At 58.1% G+C, this 17,780-nt stretch carries 20 protein-coding genes and 1 tRNA gene; 12 read left to right on the top strand and 9 right to left on the bottom strand.

The genetic code is table 11. From position 1 onward, the window contains the following. Together ABIE16_RS11715 and ABIE16_RS11710 are read left to right on the top strand one after the other, a co-directional pair. Window positions 1-1,239: a c-type cytochrome gene (locus ABIE16_RS11715; protein WP_429521209.1), complete on the top strand. Its 1,239-nt coding sequence runs from the start codon at window positions 1-3 to the stop codon at window positions 1,237-1,239. 1 nt (window position 1,240) lies between these two features. After that, entirely contained in the window at window positions 1,241-2,212 is a 972-nt protein-coding gene (locus tag ABIE16_RS11710; RefSeq protein WP_429521208.1) for an XdhC family protein, read from the top strand. 163 nt (window positions 2,213-2,375) lie between these two features. On the opposite strand, the gene ABIE16_RS11705 is transcribed toward ABIE16_RS11710, so the two are convergent. After that, window positions 2,376-3,659, bottom strand: a complete 1,284-nt coding sequence (locus ABIE16_RS11705) for an NAD(P)/FAD-dependent oxidoreductase (RefSeq protein ID WP_429521207.1) — start codon at window positions 3,657-3,659, stop codon at window positions 2,376-2,378. A 183-nt stretch (window positions 3,660-3,842) separates the two neighbouring features. Here ABIE16_RS11705 and ABIE16_RS11700 point away from each other — a divergent pair. Then, window positions 3,843-3,919: transfer RNA gene (locus ABIE16_RS11700), tRNA-Val, on the top strand. A 787-nt stretch (window positions 3,920-4,706) separates the two neighbouring features. On the opposite strand, the gene ABIE16_RS11695 is transcribed toward ABIE16_RS11700, so the two are convergent. Together ABIE16_RS11695 and ABIE16_RS11690 are read right to left on the bottom strand one after the other, a co-directional pair. Next, complete coding sequence (locus ABIE16_RS11695; protein WP_340317167.1) at window positions 4,707-4,853, bottom strand: hypothetical protein; 147 nt, start codon at window positions 4,851-4,853, stop codon at window positions 4,707-4,709. Between the two features lie 25 nt (window positions 4,854-4,878). Next, window positions 4,879-5,175 carry a winged helix-turn-helix domain-containing protein gene (locus tag ABIE16_RS11690; protein ID WP_371318475.1) on the bottom strand — a complete coding sequence of 99 codons (297 nt, stop codon included), beginning with the start codon at window positions 5,173-5,175 and terminating at the stop codon, window positions 4,879-4,881. A gap of 661 nt (window positions 5,176-5,836) precedes the next feature. Between ABIE16_RS11690 and ABIE16_RS11685 the strand changes: the two genes are divergently transcribed. Beyond that, window positions 5,837-6,493, top strand: a complete 657-nt coding sequence (locus ABIE16_RS11685) for a trypsin-like peptidase domain-containing protein (protein ID WP_057715556.1) — start codon at window positions 5,837-5,839, stop codon at window positions 6,491-6,493. 249 nt (window positions 6,494-6,742) lie between these two features. On the opposite strand, the gene ABIE16_RS11680 is transcribed toward ABIE16_RS11685, so the two are convergent. Then, window positions 6,743-6,949, bottom strand: a complete 207-nt coding sequence (locus ABIE16_RS11680; RefSeq protein ID WP_429521206.1) for a hypothetical protein — start codon at window positions 6,947-6,949, stop codon at window positions 6,743-6,745. 251 nt (window positions 6,950-7,200) lie between these two features. On the opposite strand from ABIE16_RS11680, the gene ABIE16_RS11675 reads away from it, so the two are divergent. Further along, entirely contained in the window at window positions 7,201-7,395 is a 195-nt protein-coding gene (locus tag ABIE16_RS11675; RefSeq protein ID WP_057715554.1) for a hypothetical protein, read from the top strand. Window positions 7,396-7,470: 75 nt separating this feature from the next. Here the strand turns inward: ABIE16_RS11675 and ABIE16_RS11670 are convergent, their stop codons facing one another. Continuing rightward, window positions 7,471-8,223 (bottom strand): carbonic anhydrase, encoded by a 753-nt coding sequence (locus ABIE16_RS11670; protein WP_429521205.1) that lies wholly within the window; start codon window positions 8,221-8,223, stop codon window positions 7,471-7,473. A gap of 203 nt (window positions 8,224-8,426) precedes the next feature. Between ABIE16_RS11670 and ABIE16_RS11665 the strand changes: the two genes are divergently transcribed. Then, window positions 8,427-8,882, top strand: coding sequence for a DUF2214 family protein (locus ABIE16_RS11665; protein ID WP_429521204.1), 456 nt, complete (start codon window positions 8,427-8,429; stop codon window positions 8,880-8,882). A 185-nt stretch (window positions 8,883-9,067) separates the two neighbouring features. Here ABIE16_RS11665 and csrA read toward each other — a convergent pair whose 3' ends face one another. Further along, the gene (gene csrA / locus ABIE16_RS11660; RefSeq protein WP_007975691.1) at window positions 9,068-9,259 is read right to left on the bottom strand and encodes a carbon storage regulator CsrA; all 192 of its coding nucleotides are present in this window, start codon (window positions 9,257-9,259) and stop codon (window positions 9,068-9,070) included. Between the two features lie 250 nt (window positions 9,260-9,509). Here csrA and ABIE16_RS11655 point away from each other — a divergent pair, with 250 nt between their 5' ends. Continuing rightward, on the top strand, window positions 9,510-9,875 hold the full coding sequence (locus ABIE16_RS11655) for a hypothetical protein (protein WP_057715551.1): 366 nt from the start codon (window positions 9,510-9,512) through the stop codon (window positions 9,873-9,875). Between the two features lie 83 nt (window positions 9,876-9,958). Here ABIE16_RS11655 and ABIE16_RS11650 read toward each other — a convergent pair whose 3' ends face one another. The 3 genes from ABIE16_RS11650 to ABIE16_RS11640 all read right to left on the bottom strand — a co-directional run bounded on the left by ABIE16_RS11650 (window position 9,959) and on the right by ABIE16_RS11640 (window position 12,204). Continuing rightward, window positions 9,959-10,648, bottom strand: coding sequence for an endonuclease (locus ABIE16_RS11650; RefSeq protein ID WP_150812523.1), 690 nt, complete (start codon window positions 10,646-10,648; stop codon window positions 9,959-9,961). Between the two features lie 4 nt (window positions 10,649-10,652). Then, the gene (locus ABIE16_RS11645) at window positions 10,653-10,922 is read right to left on the bottom strand and encodes a DUF1654 domain-containing protein (RefSeq protein WP_046041595.1); all 270 of its coding nucleotides are present in this window, start codon (window positions 10,920-10,922) and stop codon (window positions 10,653-10,655) included. Window positions 10,923-11,115: 193 nt separating this feature from the next. Then, entirely contained in the window at window positions 11,116-12,204 is a 1,089-nt protein-coding gene (locus ABIE16_RS11640; RefSeq protein ID WP_429521203.1) for an asparaginase, read from the bottom strand. 351 nt (window positions 12,205-12,555) lie between these two features. On the opposite strand from ABIE16_RS11640, the gene ABIE16_RS11635 reads away from it, so the two are divergent. From ABIE16_RS11635 to ABIE16_RS11615, 5 genes are all read left to right on the top strand, one after another. Continuing rightward, window positions 12,556-13,017: a hypothetical protein gene (locus tag ABIE16_RS11635; RefSeq protein ID WP_429521202.1), complete on the top strand. Its 462-nt coding sequence runs from the start codon at window positions 12,556-12,558 to the stop codon at window positions 13,015-13,017. A gap of 191 nt (window positions 13,018-13,208) precedes the next feature. Then, complete coding sequence (locus ABIE16_RS11630) at window positions 13,209-14,165, top strand: sugar ABC transporter substrate-binding protein (RefSeq protein ID WP_057715547.1); 957 nt, start codon at window positions 13,209-13,211, stop codon at window positions 14,163-14,165. A 55-nt stretch (window positions 14,166-14,220) separates the two neighbouring features. After that, the gene (locus ABIE16_RS11625; protein WP_429521201.1) at window positions 14,221-15,774 is read left to right on the top strand and encodes a sugar ABC transporter ATP-binding protein; all 1,554 of its coding nucleotides are present in this window, start codon (window positions 14,221-14,223) and stop codon (window positions 15,772-15,774) included. Then, window positions 15,771-16,748 (top strand): ABC transporter permease, encoded by a 978-nt coding sequence (locus ABIE16_RS11620; protein ID WP_218496534.1) that lies wholly within the window; start codon window positions 15,771-15,773, stop codon window positions 16,746-16,748. The genes ABIE16_RS11625 and ABIE16_RS11620 overlap by 4 nt, the downstream gene beginning before the upstream one ends. Window positions 16,749-16,751: 3 nt before the next feature. Next, entirely contained in the window at window positions 16,752-17,771 is a 1,020-nt protein-coding gene (locus tag ABIE16_RS11615) for a LacI family DNA-binding transcriptional regulator (protein ID WP_429521200.1), read from the top strand. Window positions 17,772-17,780 lie beyond the last annotated feature (9 nt).

The raw sequence follows: 17,780 nt of genomic DNA, 5'->3' as shown, positions 1-17,780 counted from the left end.
ATGAAGCTTCTACTTAGCCGCCTGGCGTTGGCGGTTGGTCTGGCTGCGCCTGTGGTGGCAGCTCACGCCGATGATGCGCAGGTCAAGCAAGGCGAGTACCTCGCCCGCGCCGCCGACTGCATGGCGTGCCACACCGCGCCCGGCGGCGCGCCGTATGCGGGTGGCCTGCCGATCGTTTCGCCGTTCGGCACGATCTACGGCACTAACATCACCCCGAGCAAAGAGCACGGCATCGGTTTGTACAACGATGACGAGTTCTTCGCTGCGCTGACTGAAGGCAAGCGTCGCGATGGCGCGAACCTGTATCCGGCGATGCCGTACACCTCGTATCACCTGATTCCGCGTGCGGATTCCGATGCGATTCACGCCTACCTGAAAACCGTCGCGCCGATCGAGCGCGCAGCACCGGTCACCAGCCTGAGCTTCCCGTTCAACGTGCGCCTGGGCCTGATGGGCTGGAACATGATGTACGGCAAGGACGTGAAGCTGGAACCGGCTGAAGGCAAAAGCGAAGCCTGGAAGCGCGGCCAGTACATGGTCGACGTGCTGGGGCACTGTGGCGAGTGCCACACCCCACGTGGCTTGCCTGGCGCGATGCAGCAGGACAAGCGCATGACCGGCGGCATTCTCAATGGTTATCTGGCGCCGAGCCTGCTGGCAACAGATCTGGCGGCCCGTGGCTGGAATCACCAAGACCTTGGCTCGTTCCTCAAACACGGCATGAGCGCCCAGGGCACGATGTTCAACGAGATGTTCCCGGTGTTCCACAACAGCACCCAGGGCCTCAGCGATCCGGATCTGGCAGCGATGGCGACTTTCCTGCTCGGCGATCAGCCGCCTGCGGCGAAAGTGCTCGTCGAAGTGCCATTGGACAAACTGAGCCCGAGTGCCCAGCGTGGCCGTCAGGAATATTTGAATGTCTGCGCCGGTTGCCATGCACCGGGCGGTGAGGGCAAGCCGCACATCGCCGTGGCCATGCGCGGCAACACCACGCTGCGCCTGGAAGATCCGCGCAACCTGGTGCGAGTGATCGACGACGGTATTGGTGAGCAGAAGTTCTCCGGGTTCGAACACATGCAACCGATGCCAGGGTTCGCCGCGAAATTGAGCGACGAGCAACTCACGGATCTACTGAACTACCTGCGTCAGGGGTGGGGCGGTCAGCCGAATGATCTGGCAGTGAACGACGTGCAGAAGTTGCGGGCCGATGCGCCGCCGCTCGAGCACAAGGCCCACTGATATGCAGCATCTGGATCTGCAAGTGGTGCGCCGGGCGCTGGAGTGGTCTACGGCCGGTCAGCGCATCTGGCTGTGTACGGTGCTGGCCACTTACGGCTCGGCACCGCGCGCACCGGGTTCGCTGCTGGCGGTGAACGCTGATGGGCACTGGATTGGCTCGCTGTCCGGTGGCTGTGTCGAGGAAGACTTTCTCGAGCGAGTCGCCGAGGGCGCGTTTCTGGAGCCAGTCAGCGTTGTTCGTTACGGCGAAGGCGACGATCCACGCTCACGCGTCAGCCTGCCCTGTGGCGGGGTGCTGGATGTACTGGTCGAGAAGCTTGATGCCGATTGCGAGGTGCAAGCGCATCTGCGGGAGCTGGAGTCGGCGCTGTTGGGCCGACGTCGGTTGATCCGCGAAGTGGATCTGCAAAGCGGTGCGCGCAGCCTGTTCGATGATCGTGAGCAGGGTGTGCGTATCGAGCGTGAAATCGACCGGGTGCGTGTACGCGTCGGCGCGGCCCAGCGCTTGCTGCTGGCGGGGTATTCCAGTGTCGCCCAGGCCTGTGCGGAGTTTGCCGTGGGGCTTGGGTTCGAGGTGATTCTGTGTGACCCGCGGGACGAAGTGCTCGAAGGCGTCGTGCTGGAAAACGTGGAGATTCGCCGTCAACTGCCGTCGGTGTTCATCGCTGACGGCGGTTGCCACAGCGACACGGCGGTGGTGGCGTTGACCCACGATCCACGTATCGACGATTTGGCGATGATGGAGGCAGTGCGTACCGAAGCGTTTTACATCGGTGTGATGGGCTCCATGCAGACCTCGCAAAAGCGCTTCGAGCGGTTGCGGCGCATCGGTGGTCTGGGGGATGTCGAGTTGGGGCGGATTCATGCTCCCATCGGGCTGAACCTGGGCAGCAAGACGCCGGCAGAGATCGCGCTGGCGGTACTGGCCGATATCTTGCGGATTCGAAGCGGTATCCCACGAGATCGTCTCTAACCCAAAACCCCTGTGGGAGCAGGTGTACGCAACATCTGCGGGTATTCAAAAAATCATTGTGGGAGCGAGCCTGCTCGCGATGAGGTCGTAACATCCAACACATCCGTTGGCTGCCAGACCGATATCGCGAGCAGGCTCGCTCCTACAATGTATTGCGTGTCGCTTAGTACCCGAATTTATCCCGCAATCCGTAATACCACGCACCCAATGCCGCAAACGGTGTGCGCAGCAACTGGCCGCCGGGGAACGGGTAGTGGGGCAGGTCGGCAAAGGCGTCAAAACGCTCGGCCTGGCCGCGCAGGGCTTCGGCCAGCACCTTGCCCGCCAGGTGCGTGTAGGTCACGCCATGGCCGCTGCAGCCCTGGGAATAGTAGATGTTGTCGCCCAGGCGTCCGACCTGGGGCAGGCGCGACAGGGTCAGCAGGAAGTTGCCCGTCCACGCGTAATCGATCTTCACGTCCTTGAGCTGCGGGAATGCCTTGAGCATCTTCGGCCGGATGATCGCTTCGATGTTCGCCGGATCCCGCGCGCCATACACCACGCCACCACCGAAAATCAGACGCTTGTCGCCGCTGAGGCGGTAGTAGTCGAGCAGATAATTGCAGTCTTCGACACAGTAATCCTGGGGCAGTAGGGTCTTGGCCAGTTCTTCGCCCAATGGCTCGGTGGTAATCACCTGCGTTCCGCAAGGCATCGACTTGGCGGCCAGTTCTGGTACCAGATTGCCCAGATATGCGTTGCCGGCGACGATGATGAATTTGGCCCGGATCTTACCCTGCGGCGTGTGCACCACCGGGCTGGCGCCGCGCTCGATGCGTATGGCCGGCGACTGTTCATAGATCGTCCCGCCCAGGGACTCGACCGCCGCCGCTTCACCCAGCGCCAGGTTAAGCGGATGGATGTGGCCGCCACTCATGTCGAGCATCCCGCCGACGTATTGGTCGCAAGCCACCACTTCGCGGATGCGGCGTTGATCCATCAACTCAAGCTGGGTGTGCTCGAAGCGCTCCCACAGGCGTTTCTGGGATTCAAGATGACCCATCTGCTTGGCGGTCATCGCGGCGAACACGCCACCGTCCTTCAAGTCGCACTGAATGTTGTACCTGGCGACCCGCTCACGAATGATTCGCCCACCCTCGAACGCCATCTGCCCCAACAATTGAGCCTGCTTGGGACCGACCGTGCGCTCGATGACATCGATATCGCGGCTATAGCTGTTAACGATCTGGCCGCCATTACGCCCGGACGCCCCGAAACCCACCCTGGCCGCCTCAAGCACCGTGACCTTGAAGCCGTTCTCCAGCAGAAACAGGGCAGCGGACAGCCCCGTATAACCGGCGCCAATCACACAGACATCGGTCTCCACGTCATCCTGCAACGCCGGGCGCGGTGGAACCGCATTGGCCGATGCGGCGTAATAGGATTCTGGGTAGGGAGTGTTAGCCATCCGGCAGCCTCTGTTTAATATATTTTACGAGTGCGTTGATCCTACCCGAGTTGAAAATCGCCCGCCAGCACCCGGAAAATCTTCTTTGTACGGGCAAAATTAAATATTTTGCATATTCATAGGGTTAGCGCGAAAAAAGGTGTTGACACCCCTCCGGAATTCCGTAGAATGCCGCCTCACAGCAGGCACGTAGCTCAGTTGGTTAGAGCACCACCTTGACATGGTGGGGGTCGTTGGTTCGAGTCCAATCGCGCCTACCAAACAAAATCCGCTCTGCTGGGCGGTCTAGAAGGGCTCACCGAAAGGTGGGCCCTTTTTTGTTGTCTGCGATTTGCAAACTCCCCGCTCAAAACGCCAACTTGGCGCCCGCCTCCATGTACTCGATCTACTTTTCGTCGTGCCCCTCCTGATAGTGCTTCGTCATCTTCTCGTCTGCATGCCCCATCAGCGCTTGGAAGGACTCCTGTGGGAATTTCTACCGCTCGTACAGCCATGTCCCCAAGGCTCGGATCTCATGAAAAGTGGGGCGCTCTCCGGCCGGTACGTGGTCGTAGGTGTGCGCGGCGCCTGCAGACATTCACTGACAACCTCACGTAGCGCGGCCCGCATAGCGTTTCATCGCCCTCCGTTCACCGGCAGGTTCAATGTTATTTTTTTTCAGGGTTGTGTTCGGGACACTTGGCGTTGCGCTGGGTAAAGTCATTACCGCTTGCCCGGCCTGGTGTGTTTCAGATGGATTACTGAATGGCCAGCAACTGGTCAGGGTGGGCACCAATTCGAGACAAGGTGCAGGCGACAAAAACCAAGTAGTTCAGCGTGGCGGATCTGCCACTGCTTTCGCACCTTGCAGGCGTTCAGCGCACGCCCCTTGTCGGGGCCGCCTCTGCCGGAGAAGTCAAAGCCCTGGCAAGGCGATAAGAACGGCAAGGCCTCTTTACTTGGGCCAAAGCCTCAAGCAGATGATCCTTCGCCTCGTCGAAGGTGCATTCGCGCCTCCCCCCCCCCAAAAAAAAACAGAACATGACTTTGAGCTGCCGCTTGCTGAAGTCACGTAGCCACAATGGCCGCTTCCGGTTTAGCGATCCGCAGGTGCTCACGCCAGAGCCGTTCGAAGGGGATAATCATGCCCCGCGCGCACTGGGTAGTGCAGTAGCGCAGATCGGCCAGCACCCTGTCGATGCAGTTGTCCGGCATGCTCTTCATCACCTTGACGCATGTGCTAAACGCCATTCAAGTGATGATTGATGCACATGATCAAGCAGTAACCGCGGCTTCTTACTGAATGGAGGGAGTTGTTGCCTTTAGTGAGCTTCTTGAATTTCGCTTGCAGTCTACTGAGGCATATGGGCAATCCTTTGTAATTATAAGGGTCCTTATTTAGCTTCATAAGGATTTCCTCGTTGCCAATAACACGCTCCTCACCGCTTGTTAGTAAATCAAGCACTACACATTCAATGCGAGTTAATTTGATAATCGTCAGATTGTTAGAAGACAGGTGTTGGGGTTTGTTAAACACCGTAACGTCGGCCTATTGATGCGATCAGATACACACTTAGAGCCGCGCTGGTCGATCCAGGCAGCAACTTCATCGAGGGCAATAAAGTCTTCGTCGGAAGGATTGAGCGGGGCGGCGGTAAGACATTCTGACATCGCGCTTCCTCCATGAAAAAAATCGTAGCCAAGAGGTGCGCACACTGTAGGTAACAGGCGAAAAACTCCCGTATGGGCGGGCTTAACGGGTGAGAAAAAAAGGGTGGGTGCTGATCCGTCAGCATATATTGAGTTTCGTTAGTGAGTTACGGCGCCGCTGTAGTGCAGGACAACTGGATTGCCTTCAGGCTTCTTGTTGCTTTTGTGGGGGGGGCGGGCATGGCGAATGATTCAGGTAGGCGCTACTTCCCATCACCGTTGGCGCCATTAGCGAGGGAGTCCATAGAAACTCTTGGTTTTTATTCTCGTCTTTAACGTTTTTCAGGCGCCAAATATTTGAACTTTTGAAGTTGTTCGAAAAGCGATTGGTCTTAGCGCGATTTATTCATACGCCCCATTACAATCTCAGCCATAAGTAAGAAAGCGTCAAACTGGAACAAGCGGCGAGGAGTACTGCAACCCAATAAAAGACAAAATATTGACAACAAAAAACAGTCACATTCTCCCTATTAAGTCGGTGATATATCATGATCAAGATCATGGCCTGCTTTTTAATAGGAGCTGTAACTGCAGGATGCAACGGCATCGTAAAACCCGACTTTTCGGGATCTGCGAATGATTCATATTTTTTAGTCTACTCGGGCTTTCCCGCACCGTATCTATACATGGCCTCGGCCGTGCAATGGAACGAGGACTACGCCGTAACCACTCGCCACACTCCGTTCATCCCCAACGTGAAGTACAGCTGCAGCACAGGTTGTGATCTCGTCTTCATCCTGCACAAGGCCAACGGCCGCTACCCGTCATGGCGCGCACCGCGTGTGGGCGAGAGCATAACTGCCGTTGGGGCGAGTCCTTACTTCATGACCACTACCGGGAAGGGCAAGGTGTATGAAACGCCTTTCGTCAATGCCGCTGAACACAGCGGTGATCTCTATGCCATTCACGATGCCCCACTGATCAAGGGCATGTCGGGCGGGCCGGTCCTTGCAAGTGACGGCCATATTGTCGGCATCAATATTGGTTTCTATTCAACCACCCTGAACGATGTGAGCAATCACTCCGGCGTAAAGGGGGCTGAGAGGCTCAGCATCTTTATTCCATACTCGATCATTCAGCGCGAGTGGGGGATATTGCAGGCAAAACTTGACGACCCGCACGGCGCGAAGTATGTCGCGAAATAACTTTTAGCTTTCAACCAATTGGCCATCGCGCGTACCCGGCAAAGTCCGCTCTGGCGGGCGGCCTGGAAGGGCTCACCGAAAGGTGGGCCCTTTTTGTTGTCCCGGATTTCTTCAGGTGTTCACAACGTATCGGGCTCGTTCACGCTGGGCAATGTGAACGTTGATGCGGGCGCGACGATTGCTGAGCGGATACCGGGCCACCAGTGATTGCCAGGTAATCGTTCAGATCGTCGCCAGCCTCAATAGGCGTCAGAGGGCAAAGGTCGCTGCAAGGCCGTGGTGGCCTTCCTGTGTTCCCGCGATCATGTGCATTGGGATGTTCTGTTGTACTTCAATGGAAGGTACTTCGAAGCTCCCTACGATCTGGAGGTGGCGCTCGCTCAGTTCGGTCGACTTTCCTGCTTTTTCCTTGGCCATTCTCGCGTGGTTCATTGCGATTTCGTTGAGCGTTGACACGTTACATCTCCCGGTGACTGACCAAGCGTATCGCTGGCGTCCTTAAGCATTGATTGAATGGCTGCGGCGTCAGAATCATGTCGTTCCGGCGCTGCTACGGGCGATCTTAGCAAGCCTCAAGCCATGGATACGGGCGAATTCCTCGTTGTGTTCCGGCAGGCGACGAATGGCGGGTGCCTGTGAATGATGGTCCGGATTTTTTGTTTTTCAGGCGTAAACTAGCAATGCGACCTTATCAAAAGGAGCCGCCTATGAACGCCGATCAAATGAGCAAACAGGCACCTGTGGACACGACTGTCTGGGATCGATATTTCTGCGCTGCATTGATTGCCGAAAGCAATCTGACTGCCCCGATTGTGGGCGAGGCTACTCACGAGGACAGGCAGAACCTGTTGATCGAGAGGGCCAGAGTCCTCGCGGATAAAATGATGCAAAACCGAAGATAACCAGAGCCCAGCCGTCGCGCTGGGCTCTTTGCATGCGGGGTCATGCACCGATGCTGGGGGCGTGCGCATTGCGGGTCAAACGATCAACTCCACCTTGCCGCTCGCCAGGCGATAGATACCGCCCACGATCTTGAGCGTGCCTTTGCTCTGTGCATCAGTCAGCAATGGCGAGGCCTGTTTCAGGCTGTTGACCGAATTCTTGACGTTTTGCGCGGTGGCGTTTTCCATCAGGTTCCCGGGCTGCTTGAGTACTGCCTCGACTGCCGATTTGAGTGCTTCAGTCAGTTTCGGGATATGACCGGGGAAAATTGTCTGATCCTTGACCGCCTTGATACCGGCCTCGATGGCACCGCAACTCTCATGCCCGAGTACGAGAATCAGCGGGGCGCCCAGTACGGCAACCCCGTATTCAAGACTGGCCAAGCCTTCCGGCGTAACGAAGTTGCCCGCGACGCGGATGGAGAAAAGATCGCCGCGCGCGGTGTCGAACGCATATTCCGGGGCGATCCTCGAGTCAGAGCAACTCAGCACGGCCACGAACGGATTTTGGCCGGACACCAAGGCCTCTCGCTCTGCCTTGAAATCGTGCGTCGTGGAAGTGCCGCCTACATATCGTGCATTGCCCTCCATCAGTCTTTTCAACGCCATGTCGGGACTGATTACGTTTTGAGGTTTGGGTGGGGCTGACGCTTTTTCGGCTGCCTGGATGATCTTGCCGGGCAGTGTGCCGGTCAGCAGCAGGGCGCCTGCGCTCAATCCGGCAAATTGAAGAAAACGACGACGGCCTGTTGTATTTGAAGCAGAGCTTGAATCACATGATTTACACATGATTTTGTTTACTCAGTTCAATGGGGTGAGAGTGAGTTGCTGTTGGGGCGGGTACTGCCACGGACGCTCAATACCGGCGCAGTGGAGTCTAGTAGGTCTGTCATATTGTGTTCCGGGCATTGTCTGCGGATGGCGTGCACGCAGCCATTTCATGGGCTACTACTGACAGGCTCATACAACTTCGACCTGGCAGGAGTTTCTCGATGCTGACTCAATGGTTTCTGGCGGCGGTTCATCTTCTGGCATTTGCCTTGGGATTCTGGGCGGTATTGGTTCGAGGCACGGCTTTTCGGCGTTTGGCCGATGGCGCCACAGAGGTGCGCAGTGTTTTGATGGCGGACAATATCTGGGGTATTTCAGCTGTCGTTTTATTGATCAGTGGCGGGATGCGAGCCTTTGGCGGGTACGAGAAAGGCACGGACTATTACCTGCATCAGCCGCTGTTTCATCTGAAGATGACGCTGTTCGTCCTGATCTTGTTGCTGGAGATTGCGCCGATGGTGACGCTGATCAAATGGCGGATAGCGCTTGCCCGTAAAGTGGCGATCGATACCGGCCGTGCGAAGCTGTTTGCACGGATCAGTCATATCGAGGCGCTGCTGGTGTTGCTGATGGTGGTGGCAGCGACTGGCATGGCGCGAGGCGTGATGCTTGGTTGACTGCGCAGTGAACGCATCCTTCCCTGGGGTAAACCAGAAAAGTCTGACAGCAAAAGGATGGAGCTTGCCGCTAGTATCGGCCCCAGGGGTTTGGGTGGGGGCGAAAGCGCAGGGCGATGGGGTGCTGAATCTTTAGCCAGCCGTAATTCCGGACTGAACGGGCTGGCTACTGACTGCAACAGGATTCAGGATTGCGGCTTTTCCGGGGCGGTCAGGCCGGCCTGAATGCGCTGGTAAATTTCTTCACGATGCACTGCAACGTCCTTCGGGGCGTTGATGCCGATCCTGACTTGCTGGCCGCTTACGCCCAGGATGGTGATCGTAATGTCATCACCAATGTTTATGCTTTCACCGACTTTGCGGGTGAGTATCAGCATGGTCTTCTCCTTGATTGCTTTGTGGGGCACCTGATTCGGACAGTGCAGAGGTCGGTGGTATGTATAGATTAGTGCGAAGTCTCGTGGTTTGGGTGCCTCTTTCTGACGCGCAGATGTGGCATTAATTCCCAAGGCGTAACTATACAGAGGCCGCAATCATCAATCTCGTTGTTTTGAGCCCATTTTACGGCACTCGTGAAGTATTCATGGGTGTTAAAATCGCCGCTTTATGCATTTGGAGGGAAGCGTCGTGCGCAAAATGGTTTTGATCATCGCGATATTGGCACTGGCGGGATGTGGCGAGGGCAGCCGTGTGGATGCGCCGAAGCCCAAGCCGGCCATGGCTGCCGTACCCGCGCCAGTGTCCGGTCCGCAATGGGATCTTGAAGTGCGAGGTGAAACCCCTCAGGCGGTCAGTGATCTGAGTGGCTGGCTGATCGAGCACAGTTTCATGTCCAGTGTCGTCAAGGAGAATGGCAATACCCGAATCCTGGTGGGGCCATTCAATTCGAAAGCCGAAGCCGAAGCCAAACAGGATGAAGTTCGCGCGGCACTCACTCGCGCGAAGAAACAGAACATCGAATTGCTGGTGCTTGAGCGTCCAGCCGCTCAATAACGTAGCGCAGACGTTGAAGAAACAAAAAAGGCCTCGGGCGTTTAGCACCGGGGCCTTTTTTGTTTCAGTGTCCCGTCCTGGATTCAGCCGCAGGCCTTCATGTCTACCGGGCCGACGAACTCGTTTCCGCGCCCCATGACACACCCCACGCTCTGATTGCGTTGGCGTTCCCAGGCCTGTACCGGATAGGTCTTGTCCCAGGCTTCGTACAGTTGTCGATCCTGTTTCGACAGGCGCAAGCCATACTGCTTGCTCATGTAGAAGTAGGTCCGGGCGATCATGCCGCGAATGGAAGGGCGGGGCATGACTTTCTTGGCCTTGAAGTCGACCTGGGTCAGGCAGGAACCATATTGCCCCGACTGCTCGGGCAGCCAGCCAAAGCTGAAGTTGCTGCGATCGCCATTGACCTCGCCAATGCTGGGCACCAGGTTGTGCAAATCAGCCTCGGCCTTCTGGTAAACCGGGTCGTAGCGGGTGCAGTTCTTGCGACCGCCCTCTTGCCAGCACTGGCGTTGATGGCCGATTTGCCAGGCCGGAACTATATGCTCCCACTCGATGCGGGATGCGCGCTTGGCATTTTTACGTGGCACATAACCGCAGGCTGCAAGGTTCACCCGGTTGCCGGTGTACTTGCAGCCACAGTAAAACTCGGTGGACTGGGGCGCGTAGAGTTTCCAGGCGACCTTTTTCGCTTCGGTAAAAGTGCGCGGCGCGTCGGCTTGCGCCCCCATGACAAAAAACAGAAACAACAAAGCAAACCAGCGAACACTCATCGACTCAATCTTCCTTCGGCACAACCCAGAAAATCTGCACACCGCCATCGTCGCGATAGGCGAGGGTGACGTTGTCGTTTTCGTCTATTTCTTCCAGTAAGCGTTCCCATTCATCCACCGGCTCGTCGGGAAGGCGGAAGATCAACGCTGCCCTGGCTTTTTGTGCGGTGGGGGAGTTGATGATTTTCTGAACGCGCAGGCCCATGCGTACATAGGTGTCGGGAGAGGCTGAGGTGGTGTCCACGGAATTATCCTTATTAAGCTGTACGTGCATACAGTATTTAACTGTAGGCCATTTCGCAACTGCTTAAAAACCAAGAAAATCCTCTGACAGCGATTTGTTCCGTTTGGCGTAAGGCGAAGGGATTTTTTTTGTAAGATCCGCGGCAGCCACTCGCCAAGGCTGGCGAATGGCGCACGGGGTGCCCGACCGGATCCGGTCGGGCGAGGGCGAGGGCGAGGGCGAATCAGTATTCCCAGAACATCCGTTGCAGCTCTTTGCTGTCATTGGTTTTGGTCAACGCGACCATCGCCAGGACCCGGGCCTTCTGCGGGTTCAGGTCGTTGGCCACGACCCAGTCGTATTTATCGTCAGGCTGTTCGGCGTTGCGCAGTACAAAACCGCCGGCGTTGACATGGGAGGAACGAATGATCTGCACGCCATCCTTGCGCAGGGCTTGCAGGGCGGGCACCACTCGCGACGATACCGAGCCATTGCCGGTGCCGGCGTGGATGATGGCTTTGGCGCCGGACTGAGCCAGGGCCTTGTAGGCGGTGTCGCTGACGTTGCCATAGGAATAGGCGATCTCGACGTCAGGCAGGCTCTTGATGGTCTTGATGTCGAATTCGGAATCCATGGTGTGACGCTTGGCCGGCAGGCGGTACCAGTAGGATTTGCCTTCTACCACCATGCCCAGCGGACCCCAGGCACTTTTAAACGCTTCGGTTTTGATATTGATCATTTTGCTGACGTCGCGACCCGACTGGATTTCATCGTTCATGGTCACCAGTACACCTTTGCCTCGCGCGTCTTTGCTGCTGGCCACGGCCACCGCGTTATACAGGTTCAGCATGCCATCGGCGGACATCGCGGTGCCTGGGCGCATGGAGCCCACGACGATGATCGGCTTCTCGGTTTTTTCCACCAGGTTGAGGAAGTACGCCGTTTCTTCCAGGGTGTCGGTGCCGTGGGTGATCACGATGCCATCGACGTCTTTGCTGTCGGCCAGCTCGGCTACGCGGCGACCCAGTTGCAGCAGGTTTTCGTTGGTGATGCTTTCGGAGGCGATTTGCATGACCTGTTCGCCGCGAACGTTAGCCAATTGGCTCAGCTCAGGAACGCCGGCGATCAACTGTTCAATGCCGACTTTCGCCGCTTGATAGGTTGCGCTGTTGGCGGCGCTGGCGCCAGCGCCGGCAATGGTGCCGCCGGTGGCCAGGATCACCACGTTGGCCAGTTTCTGTTGGTTTTCGGCTTCTTTGGCCTGAAGGGCAGTGGGCAGAAGCAGCAGGAGGGCCAAGGCGCCCGGAACAAAGGTCTTGAGTGCAGATGTCATTATTTTTCTCTTCTAGTTGTGAGACGGTGCTGATGCAGGTTCATCTAGATGTGCCCCAGGCGAATCTGAACGCCGGGGGTGCGAGGGGAAGAGCAGGATCTGTACCAGTAATACGCTGAATCGAAAAACACACCTAAGTTAATGATTTGTAACAGTATTGCTGTTTGTGTCCAGAGCGGTTTCGGGGCTGGACGTCCGGAATGCCGAACATTCTTAACTTTCGCGTTCGGCTCTCCGAAACGAATCGTGGTCTTGTTTAGGATTTAAACGGGTCAAATCATCCGTCATGACTAAAGAAACGCCCGAGCCGGTCGATGCTCCTTCAAGGGATCTTTTTCTTCAGGAGTTCACATGTCGTTATCTGTTGGCATTCCCAATGCCGCCGGCATCACCATCGCTGGTAAATCGGCCACTACCCTTCGTGCCTTGAGCGACGCAGCCGCTGATTCGGCTGCTCGAGCGCCGGGTGCAAAGGAAAGCGATGGCAACCAGGTCAAGACGGGCCCGGTAGGTCTGGGGGAGGGTGCCGGCGTAAAGGCCGAATCGGAAGCCAGCGATAACGCCAGCGTTGCGGTGAAGGTCTTGCTCAAGCGTCTGAAGGAATTGCAGCAGCAATTGCGCGAGCAACAGCAGCAACTGGCACAAGCCCAGGCAGCGTCCTATCCAACCCCGGAAGCCAAGACCACAGCAGTAGCAGCCATACAGGGGCAAGTTGCCGACACCAACGGCGCCATCCTGCAAGTGAGTGCGAGCCTGATCAAGGAAATGGCCAAGGGTTCTGGCACGGGATCGGTGGTCAATACCACGGCATAGCTGAATGCCGTTTTTCGCCAAACATAGCTGAAAGCGCTTTTCAGGTCGTTGACAAATACCGGCAGGGTTCGCATAGTTTGGTTCACGCAAACGTTTGCGCGGCTCCAATGATGGCTTTTCATCGCAGCGGGCCGTGAAGCTTACGCCAGCGCAAGCGTTGCTCACAATAATCATAAGATCGGAGTGAACCCATGAAGCTGCCATTCGCTGGACGTCTTCTCGCTGTCGCTATGTTGGCTGCTGCATCCGCTGCATTGCCTGTCTCTTCGGCTTTTGCTGAAACCACTGAAAAACCGAAAGTCGCTCTGGTCATGAAATCCCTGGCCAACGAGTTCTTCCTGACAATGGAGGACGGCGCCAAGGCCTACCAGAAAGATCACTCCGGCGAATTCGACCTCATCTCCAACGGCATCAAGGATGAAACCGACACCGCAGGCCAGACGCGTATCGTCGAGCAGATGATCCTGGCCAAGGTCAATGCACTGGTGATTGCGCCGGCAGACTCCAAGGCCATGGTCCCGGTGATCAAGAAAGCCATCGATGCCGGTATCACCGTGATCAACATCGACAACCAGCTGGACCCCGCCGTCGTCAAAAGCAAAAACATCAATGTTCCGTTCGTAGGCCCGGACAATCGCAAGGGCGCACGGCTGGTGGGGGATTACCTGGCCAAACAGCTGAAAGCCGGTGACGAAGTCGGCATCATCGAAGGTGTGTCCACCACCACCAATGCCCAGCAGCGGACCGCAGGTTTCAAGGATGCGATGGAGGCGGCGCAGATCAAGGTCGTGTCCCTGCAATCCGGAGACTGGGAGATCGACAAGGGCAACAAGGTAGCCGCGTCGATTCTCAGCGAATACCCGCAAACCAAGGCCCTGTTGGCCGGCAACGACAGCATGGCGGTCGGTGCGGTGTCTGCGGTGCGCGCCGCGGGCAAGGCCGGCAAGGTGCAGGTGGTGGGCTACGACAACATCAATGCCATCCAGCCTATGCTCAAGGATGGTCGCGTGCTGGCCACTGCGGACCAGTTCGCGGCTAAACAGGCGGTGTTCGGCATCGAGACTGCATTGAAGATTCTCAAGGGCGAGAAGGTCGACGGCGGCGCCAATGGCGTGATCGAAACGCCGGTAGAACTGGTCACCAAGTAGCCTTCTGGCGACGTAACGGCGCTCGTCCAGCCGGACGGGCGCATGGAGAGTTTTTATGTCAGTTTGCGCTCCGAACGCTGTCCTTTCGGTCAGTGGTATCGGCAAGACTTACGCCCAACCGGTCCTGGCCGGCATCGACCTGACGCTCATGCGCGGGGAAGTGCTGGCGCTGACCGGTGAGAACGGTGCGGGCAAAAGCACGCTTTCGAAGATTATTGGCGGGTTGGTCACGCCGACCACCGGCCAGATGCAGTATCAGGGGCAGGACTACCGTCCGGGTAGTCGGGCTCAGGCTGAAGCGCTGGGTATCCGCATGGTCATGCAGGAACTCAATCTGCTGCCGACCCTGTCGGTGGCGGAAAACCTGTTTCTCGACAACTTGCCCAGCAAAGGCGGCTGGATCAGTCGCAAGCAGTTGCGCAAGGCCGCCATCGAGGCCATGGCTCATGTCGGGCTAGACGCCATCGACCCGGACACCCTGGTCGGCGAGCTGGGCATCGGCCACCAGCAAATGGTGGAGATCGCCCGCAACCTGATTGGCGATTGTCATGTGCTGATTCTCGACGAGCCGACCGCGATGCTCACTGCCCGCGAAGTCGAAATGCTGTTCGAGCAGATCACCCGCCTGCAGGCTCGCGGCGTATCGATTATCTACATCTCCCATCGCCTCGAAGAGTTGGCGCGGGTCGGGCAACGCATTGCCGTGCTGCGCGACGGCAACCTGGTCTGTGTTGAGCCGATGGCCAACTACAACAGCGAGCAATTGGTCACGCTGATGGTCGGCCGCGAACTCGGCGAACATATCGATATGGGGGCGCGCAAGATCGGCGCTCCGGTGTTGACGGTCAAGGGCCTGAGCCGGTCCGACAAGGTTCGCGACGTGTCGTTCGAAGTCCGTGCCGGAGAGATTTTCGGGATATCCGGTTTGATCGGCGCGGGGCGCACTGAATTGCTGCGTCTGATCTTCGGTGCGGATATCGCCGACAGCGGCACGATTGCCCTGGGGGCGCCGGCGCGGGTCATCAATGTGCGTTCGCCAGTGGATGCGGTCGGGCATGGCATCGCGTTGATCACTGAAGATCGCAAGGGCGAAGGCCTTTTGTTGACGCAGTCGATCGGCGCCAATATCGCCTTGGGCAACATGCCCGGCATCTCCGGCGCGGGCTTTGTCGACAACGATAAGGAACGCGCCCTGGCCCAGCGTCAGATAGACGCCATGCGCATCCGCAGCTCCGGTCCGGCACAGCTGGTGTCCGAGCTGTCCGGCGGCAATCAGCAGAAAGTCGTCATCGGCCGTTGGCTGGAGCGCGATTGCTCGGTGTTGCTGTTCGACGAGCCGACCCGCGGCATTGACGTCGGCGCCAAGTTCGATATCTACAACCTTCTCGGTGAATTGACCCGCCAGGGCAAGGCGCTGGTGGTGGTCTCCAGCGACTTGCGCGAGCTGATGCTGATCTGCGACCGGATCGGCGTGCTGTCGGCAGGAAGCCTGATCGATACCTTCGATCGCGACAGCTGGACCCAGGATGAGTTGCTCGCCGCTGCTTTCGCCGGCTACCAAAAACGTGATGCGCAGCTCGTTGAAGCCGCGCCTAGGGATCTTCCATGAATACCGCTTCTTATGCCGGCAAACGCAGTGGCAACTTCTACGGCCTGGGCACCTATCTGGGGCTGGCGGGTGCTTTGTTGGCGATGATCGTGCTGTTCTCGGTGCTGAGCAGTCACTTCCTGTCGTACGATACTTTCAGCACCCTGGCCAACCAGATTCCGGACCTGATGGTGCTGGCGGTCGGCATGACCTTTGTGTTGATCATCGGTGGCATCGACCTGTCGGTAGGCTCGGTGCTGGCGCTGGCGGCCTCGACCGTGAGCGTGGCGATTCTTGGGTGGGGCTGGGGCGTGCTGCCGGCGGCGTTGCTGGGCATGGCCGTCGCGGCGCTTGCCGGTACCATCACCGGCTCGATCACTGTGGCGTGGCGGATACCATCATTCATCGTGTCCCTGGGCGTGCTGGAAATGGCTCGCGGTGTGGCGTACCAGATGACCGGTTCGCGTACGGCCTACATCGGCGACGCGTTCGCCTGGTTGTCCAATCCGATTGCCTTCGGCATTTCGCCGTCGTTCATCATTGCGTTGCTGATCATTTTCGTCGCCCAGGCCGTGTTGACCCGCACGGTCTTCGGTCGCTACCTGATCGGTATCGGCACCAACGAAGAGGCCGTGCGGCTGGCGGGGATCAACCCGAAGCCTTACAAGGTCCTGGTCTTCAGCCTGATGGGGTTGCTGGCCGGTATTGCTGCGTTGTTCCAGATTTCTCGCCTGGAAGCCGCCGACCCGAATGCTGGCTCCGGTCTTGAATTGCAGGTGATCGCGGCCGTCGTTATCGGCGGGACCAGCCTGATGGGTGGGCGCGGCTCGGTGATCAGCACGTTTTTTGGCGTCCTGATTATTTCCGTGCTGGCCGCGGGGCTGGCGCAGATCGGGGCAACCGAACCGACCAAGCGCATCATTACCGGTGCGGTGATCGTGGTGGCGGTGGTGCTGGATACTTATCGCAGTCAACGCGCAAGCCGGCGGACCTGAGTCATGGCGACTATCAAAGATGTGGCAGCCCTTGCCGGCATTTCCTACACCACGGTTTCCCATGTGGTGAACAAGACCCGGCCGGTCAGTGAAGAGGTGCGGATCAAGGTCGAGGCGGCGATCCAGACCCTCGACTACGTTCCCAGCGCCGTGGCCCGCTCACTCAAGGCCAAGACCACGGCCACCATCGGCCTGTTGGTTCCGAACAGCCTCAACCCGTATTTCGCCGAACTGGCCCGGGGTATCGAGGATTACTGCGAGCGAAACGGTTACTGCGTCATCCTGTGCAACTCCGACGACAATCCGGACAAGCAGCGCAGCTACCTGCGTGTGCTGCTGGAAAAACGCATCGACGGCCTGATCGTCGCCTCGGCCGGCGGCGACAGTGGCCTGGCACAAGGCCTGAAAGGCGTCCGCACGCCCATGGTGATCGTCGACCGCGGACTGGACGGTGTCGATGCGGACCTGGTGCGCATCGACCATGAATACGGCGCGTATCTGGCGACCCGGCACCTGTTGGAGTTGGGGCACCGGGATATCGCCACGATCAGCGGGCCGCAAAGCACCAGTGTGGCGCAGATGCGTCTGGCGGGTTATCGCAGGGCCTTGAAGGAGGCGGGTGTCGAAGTCTCTCCCGGGCGCATGCTGGAAAGTGATTTCACCAGCACCGGCGGTTACAGCGCTGCCACGATTCTGCTGGAAAGCAATCCGCCTACCGCCGTTTTTGCGGCCAACGACATGATCGGCATCGGTGTGCTGAGGGCCGCCGCCGAGCGCAATATTCGCGTACCGAGCGAGTTGTCGGTGATCGGCTTCGACGATATCCAGATGAGTCGGTATGTCTACCCGTCGCTGACCACGGTCGGGCAATCGATCCTGCAGCTCGGCGAAATGGCTGCCGAAGTGCTTTTGCGCCGAATCGCCACGCCGGGTCTGGCGACCGATCAGCGGATCGTGACGCCGAGTATCGTCATGCGTGAATCGACGGCGCCGCTGGCCGGCGTGTTTGCCCAATTCCGTTGAAACAAAAAG

It is taken from the genome of Pseudomonas sp. 2725 (assembly GCF_050434585.1).
In the GTDB taxonomy this organism is placed as follows: Bacteria; Pseudomonadota; Gammaproteobacteria; order Pseudomonadales; family Pseudomonadaceae; genus Aquipseudomonas; species Aquipseudomonas jessenii.
The sequence above is the reverse complement of the archived record's forward strand: the minus strand, read 5'-3'. Positions and strand labels throughout refer to the sequence as shown.

Excerpts from the sequence above, each read along its gene's own strand:
- ABIE16_RS11675 (WP_057715554.1), top strand. The coding sequence starts at position 7,201 with ATGAACGCCGATCAAATGAGCAAACAGGCACCTGTGGACACGACTGTC.
- ABIE16_RS11650 (WP_150812523.1), bottom strand. The coding sequence starts at position 10,648 with ATGAGTGTTCGCTGGTTTGCTTTGTTGTTTCTGTTTTTTGTCATGGGG.
- ABIE16_RS11710 (WP_429521208.1), top strand. The coding sequence starts at position 1,241 with ATGCAGCATCTGGATCTGCAAGTGGTGCGCCGGGCGCTGGAGTGGTCT.
- ABIE16_RS11670 (WP_429521205.1), bottom strand. The coding sequence starts at position 8,223 with ATGTGTAAATCATGTGATTCAAGCTCTGCTTCAAATACAACAGGCCGT.
- ABIE16_RS11645 (WP_046041595.1), bottom strand. The coding sequence starts at position 10,922 with ATGCACGTACAGCTTAATAAGGATAATTCCGTGGACACCACCTCAGCC.
- ABIE16_RS11695 (WP_340317167.1), bottom strand. The coding sequence starts at position 4,853 with ATGCCGGACAACTGCATCGACAGGGTGCTGGCCGATCTGCGCTACTGC.
- ABIE16_RS11665 (WP_429521204.1), top strand. The coding sequence starts at position 8,427 with ATGCTGACTCAATGGTTTCTGGCGGCGGTTCATCTTCTGGCATTTGCC.
- ABIE16_RS11615 (WP_429521200.1), top strand. The coding sequence starts at position 16,752 with ATGGCGACTATCAAAGATGTGGCAGCCCTTGCCGGCATTTCCTACACC.
- ABIE16_RS11685 (WP_057715556.1), top strand. The coding sequence starts at position 5,837 with ATGATCAAGATCATGGCCTGCTTTTTAATAGGAGCTGTAACTGCAGGA.
- ABIE16_RS11630 (WP_057715547.1), top strand. The coding sequence starts at position 13,209 with ATGAAGCTGCCATTCGCTGGACGTCTTCTCGCTGTCGCTATGTTGGCT.
- ABIE16_RS11625 (WP_429521201.1), top strand. The coding sequence starts at position 14,221 with ATGTCAGTTTGCGCTCCGAACGCTGTCCTTTCGGTCAGTGGTATCGGC.
- ABIE16_RS11705 (WP_429521207.1), bottom strand. The coding sequence starts at position 3,659 with ATGGCTAACACTCCCTACCCAGAATCCTATTACGCCGCATCGGCCAAT.
- ABIE16_RS11635 (WP_429521202.1), top strand. The coding sequence starts at position 12,556 with ATGTCGTTATCTGTTGGCATTCCCAATGCCGCCGGCATCACCATCGCT.
- ABIE16_RS11620 (WP_218496534.1), top strand. The coding sequence starts at position 15,771 with ATGAATACCGCTTCTTATGCCGGCAAACGCAGTGGCAACTTCTACGGC.
- ABIE16_RS11640 (WP_429521203.1), bottom strand. The coding sequence starts at position 12,204 with ATGACATCTGCACTCAAGACCTTTGTTCCGGGCGCCTTGGCCCTCCTG.
- ABIE16_RS11715 (WP_429521209.1), top strand. The coding sequence starts at position 1 with ATGAAGCTTCTACTTAGCCGCCTGGCGTTGGCGGTTGGTCTGGCTGCG.
- csrA (WP_007975691.1), bottom strand. The coding sequence starts at position 9,259 with ATGCTGATACTCACCCGCAAAGTCGGTGAAAGCATAAACATTGGTGAT.